Genomic DNA, 4,352 nt, shown 5'->3' on the forward strand with positions numbered 1-4,352 from the left:
GGGACATTATGTTGTCAGTTGTATTATGTTGCGAGAATTGAGTATGGGAGGTCTCTGATACCCCGATACCCCGCCAAGATTTTTAACCAGTACCCCGATTACCCTGCCTCTTAACTATCCTTATCTGGATCCGCTTTTACCTTACTCTTTCTTTTTGGTCATATACCTTCTCAAGGTTCATCCTCAGGGAGGTGGTATGACCAAGAAGCGCTGCCGGCATTGCCGCCGGTTATTCATTGTCTCCCCCCGCAATCCAGATCAAAAGTACTGCTCAACATCTGAGTGCCAAAAAGCCAGAAAGCGAAAATGGCAACGGAAAAAGATGCGCGATGACCCGGCCTACCGCCTCAATCAAAGAGATGCCCAGGAAAGGTGGTGCCAAAAGAATCCCGACTATTGGAAGACGTATCGGGAAGAGCATCCGAAGTACACCAGACAGAACAGGGAAAAACAGCGCTCTCGAAATCGCCTTTTGCGGACCATGGCGGCCATTTCCAGGCAGATTGCAAAGATGGACGCCATCTCGGCCAAAGAACATGATATTTCAGGCTATTATGGCCTGATTTCTGTCCAGGATCTGCCGTTTGCAAAGATGGACGCCAAAGTCGTAAAAATAATCGAAATGCCTGATGGTTACGATCAATTTGGAGCTGATTGCAAAGAGAGGACTCGATAGTCTTTGATCTGCACCTCGTGCTAATTTCTGCACCATCTTCTGATTCAACCCCGGAGGTGCAGCATGGGGCAGTATTTTACTAAAGAAGTCTTGCGCAGGCTCAGAAACGAGGTCCTGATCTCTGAAATTATCCAGGTCCTGGATATTCCCTTCAAAACCCGAGACGGGTATCTGCGCTTTTTGTGCCCACTCTGCAATGAGTTCATGACCGCCTGCCATCCCAAGACCAACCTGGCCCGCTGTTTCCGCTGTGAGCGAAATTTTAATCCCATTGACCTGGTCATGGTGGGCAAAGGGCTTTGTTTCCAGGAAGCTGTCCAGTTCCTTCTGGCCTATGAAAAAAGTGCCCAGAAGGGAGGCAAAGATGCTGAGTAAAGCAATTGCCGAGTACCTGGAATGGATGATCTCGGCTGGGTATGCTGACTCCACCTGGAACAACTATCAGCGGGTCCTGGATCGTTTCCAGCAGTTTGTCCAGAATGAGCAGCTTGTGTGGGATGACATCTTCACCTGGAAGACCCTGCAGGCTTTTTGCGCTCAAGTGAAGATGCACCATACCGGGCATGCTGTACGCGGACTGGCCCGCTATCTGTTCGGCCAGGGCCTGATCAAGAGTCCCATATACAAAGAGCCGCCGCCCTTGCCGGAAATATTTGAAGATTATATCCGCTTCTATAAACAAACCAGGCAGGTAGGGTACATACAAATCTATCGAGTAAGGGGCACATTGTCCGCGCTCAATAACTACTTACAGGACCATAGCATTGATCTGGAGGACCTGGATGTTTTTCATATGGATTCATTTTTGGCCAAAAGAAACAAAAACTTTGCTCCAGAGACCCGCATCAACCAGCGCTCAGTGCTCAGAGGGTTTTTGCGCTATCTGTATCAGGAAAGGCGAATTTTAGGCCAGGATTTGAGCGCTCTGATCCAGGGTCCGCCGGTGTACGCCCAAAGCAGCCCGCCCAAGTTTCTGACTCCGGACCAGATTCAAGAGCTCTTCCAAAGCATAGATGTCCGTCATCCCAAGGGACTGCGGACAAAGGCCATGATCCATCTGGCCTTTTCCCTGGGGCTTCGGCCTAAGGAGATCTGTCAGGTTTCTCTGGACGATATCTCCTTTCCCAAAAAAGAGATTAACGTCCCCGACCGGAAAAACGACATCCCGGCCATATTGCCCCTGCCCAGGCCGACCATAAAGGCCCTGGCCGCATACATCGCCTGGGACCGCCCCCAAAATCCTGGCCACCGGATTTTACTGTGCAGTACCCATCCCCCTTATGGGCCTCTTGCCCCCATGACCGTGAGCCAGGATATAAGCAAATCCTTTCAAAAGGCCGGACTTGAAGGCTCGGCCTACTGGCTGCGCCATACCTACGCCCAAAACCTGCTCCAGACAGGAGCCTCCATTTTTGAAATCAAGGAAATGCTGGGCCACGACATCATCAAGACCAGCAAAAAATACCTGTCCGTGCACACTAAACTCATGCGCGAGGTGCTCTTTGATGAAGAGGTATAAAAGCTTTTTGGCCCAGCATGTGGAAGAGTTTTTCCATTATCGCCGGGAGCTGGGGTACATAAACAAGAGCCTTGGCAGTCAGCTTAAAGCATTTGACACCTATGTCCTGGAACATGCCGCAGGCTTTGAGGATCTTACCCCGGCATTTTTCCTTGCATTCCGGGAAAAAATCTCGGGCTCGCCGGCCAATGTGAATAATCTCATTGGAACAATGCGCAACTTCTTTGCCTATCTGCTGAGGTACGGCCATGTGGATCACAATCCTGTCCAGGACCTGCCGGCCAAGACAGAAAACGCCTTTATCCCTTTTATCTTCTCTGTCCAGCAAACCGAGGATCTTCTCCAGGCAGTGCTTTGCCAGGTGCGGCGGACCGAGAAGCATTTTTTGATCGATCTGGGGACATATACAGCCCTTGTCTTGATGGCCAGATGCGGCCTGCGCATATCTGAACCCCTAAGGCTGGAGCTCACCCAGTATGATCCCGGCCAAGGGACTGTCTTTATCCACAAAACAAAGTTTCACAAAGACCGTCTAATCCCTCTGCCCAGGACAGTCCGGGACCACCTGGACAACTACCTTCCCTTGCGCAAGGTTATGCGCCCTGAGAGTCCCTATCTTTTCCCGGGATTTAAAAACGCATTGAGAGATCAGCAGGTATATCCGGTCTTTAACAAAGCGGTCCAGGAGATCGGGATCAAAGCTCAGCGAAAGGTCATGGGCAATATGGTCTTTGGCAGTCCCACTCCCCACAGCCTCAGGCACTCCTTTGCCGTAAACACCCTCAAGGCGGCTAAAGAGCGTGGTCAAGATCCCCAGGCGGTTTTGCCCGTGCTCTCCGTTTATATGGGCCACAGCAAGTATCGGTACACAGCCCTTTATCTCAAGGTCTTGGATGCCAAGAGGCGGCAGGGGTTTGTGGATTTTGCCATTTCCCGCCTGGAGGATGTATGAACCTTACCTCCTGCCTGCACACGTTCTTTGACCAGTATCTGCCCAAAACCAAGGGGGTGAGCAAAAACACAATTCAGGCCTACCGGCAAACCTTTGGCTTGTTTGTGCCTTTTGCCGCCATGAGTCTTCAAAGAGAGGCCAAGTCCCTGCAGATTGAACATCTCACCACCCAGCTCATCCTGGACTTCTTGGATCACCTGGAAGTGGGGCGTAACAATTGCGCCAGGACCAGAGGACATAGACTTGCGGCCTTTAAATCCCTGGCCCGGATGATCCGTTTTCTGTATCCTGAGCATAACGACCTGACCGAACGGATCCTCTCCATTCCCCAGAAACGGTTTGTCAAGAAATTTGTGGGATTTTTGACCCATGAAGAAGTAATGAAGGTCCTGGATACAGTGGATCTGAAAAAAAGCGGAGGATTTCGTGATTACACAATCATCCATCTGCTCTATGATTCCGGGGCCAGGGCTGGGGAAGCAGCCTCCTTGCACCTTGAGTATTTTGATCCATCCCAGAAGACATTGGCGATTCTGGGCAAAGGAAACCGCTATCGGCAAATCGAGCTCTGGCCCAAGACGACCCAGCTTCTTTCCATGTATATCCAGAAATACCGGCTAAAGCCCAAACCCATGCACCAGGATGTTTTGTTTCTAAATCAGCGAAGGCAAGGATTCACCAGGCACGGGATCCACCGCCTGTGCCGAAAATACTTGCTTCTCGCCCTTGGAGAAGACAAGCTCAAAAACCTCAATCCCGTGCATTGCTTCCGTCACTCGTGCGCTATTCGCATGCTGGGAGCAGGCTATAGCTTAACAGACATCAAAAATCACCTGGGTCATGAAAATCTGCAGTCCACCATGGTCTATCTGAAAATGGACTTAAGCCGTAAGCGTGAGCTGCAAAAGAAATTCATTGCCTACACCCAAAACCTTACCCAGGACGATAAGCTGGATGATCTGCTGGATTGGGAAAAAGAACAGGAAACCTTGAACTGGCTGGACAGCCTGTAGAAATAATTGTGGGCAGTATACAGGATGCAATCAAATCATACTAAAGCATAAAATTATGTTCTCAGTCAAAAATCATTATGTTGTGTACAGAAACATCCCAATAATATCAATGGAGTTATTCAATTACACCAAAATATACTCCATCGTAATTATTTACGCATGATTAGGAAAACTCGCAACATAAGGGACAGG

5 protein-coding genes are annotated in these 4,352 nt (G+C 49.8%); all 5 read left to right on the forward strand.

Going from position 1 to position 4,352, the window contains the following annotated elements; genetic code table 11:
* The first annotated feature begins 196 nt into the window (after positions 1-196).
* The 5 genes from N902_RS18085 to N902_RS0114065 all read left to right on the forward strand — a co-directional run bounded on the left by N902_RS18085 (position 197) and on the right by N902_RS0114065 (position 4,160).
* Complete coding sequence (locus N902_RS18085) at positions 197-676, forward strand: hypothetical protein (protein ID WP_034623006.1); 480 nt, start codon at positions 197-199, stop codon at positions 674-676.
* 63 nt (positions 677-739) lie between these two features.
* A complete protein-coding gene (locus N902_RS0114050; RefSeq protein ID WP_027371422.1) occupies positions 740-1,051 on the forward strand; it encodes a CHC2 zinc finger domain-containing protein in 312 nt (103 codons plus the stop codon).
* Positions 1,041-2,195, forward strand: coding sequence for a tyrosine-type recombinase/integrase (locus tag N902_RS0114055; protein WP_027371423.1), 1,155 nt, complete (start codon positions 1,041-1,043; stop codon positions 2,193-2,195). The genes N902_RS0114050 and N902_RS0114055 overlap by 11 nt, the downstream gene beginning before the upstream one ends.
* A complete protein-coding gene (locus N902_RS0114060; RefSeq protein ID WP_027371424.1) occupies positions 2,182-3,147 on the forward strand; it encodes a tyrosine-type recombinase/integrase in 966 nt (321 codons plus the stop codon). The genes N902_RS0114055 and N902_RS0114060 overlap by 14 nt, the downstream gene beginning before the upstream one ends.
* On the forward strand, positions 3,144-4,160 hold the full coding sequence (locus tag N902_RS0114065; protein WP_027371425.1) for a tyrosine-type recombinase/integrase: 1,017 nt from the start codon (positions 3,144-3,146) through the stop codon (positions 4,158-4,160). Before N902_RS0114060 ends, N902_RS0114065 begins: the two co-directional genes overlap by 4 nt.
* The last annotated feature ends 192 nt before the right edge of the window (positions 4,161-4,352 follow it).

The organism is Desulfovermiculus halophilus DSM 18834 (assembly GCF_000620765.1).
Taxonomy (GTDB): domain Bacteria; phylum Desulfobacterota; class Desulfovibrionia; order Desulfovibrionales; family Desulfothermaceae; genus Desulfovermiculus; species Desulfovermiculus halophilus.

What these genes read in the sequence shown, in the direction of transcription:
- N902_RS18085 (WP_034623006.1), top strand. Translation starts at nt 197, where the DNA reads ATGACCAAGAAGCGCTGCCGGCATTGCCGCCGGTTATTCATTGTCTCC.
- N902_RS0114050 (WP_027371422.1), top strand. Translation starts at nt 740, where the DNA reads ATGGGGCAGTATTTTACTAAAGAAGTCTTGCGCAGGCTCAGAAACGAG.
- N902_RS0114055 (WP_027371423.1), top strand. Translation starts at nt 1,041, where the DNA reads ATGCTGAGTAAAGCAATTGCCGAGTACCTGGAATGGATGATCTCGGCT.
- N902_RS0114060 (WP_027371424.1), top strand. Translation starts at nt 2,182, where the DNA reads ATGAAGAGGTATAAAAGCTTTTTGGCCCAGCATGTGGAAGAGTTTTTC.
- N902_RS0114065 (WP_027371425.1), top strand. Translation starts at nt 3,144, where the DNA reads ATGAACCTTACCTCCTGCCTGCACACGTTCTTTGACCAGTATCTGCCC.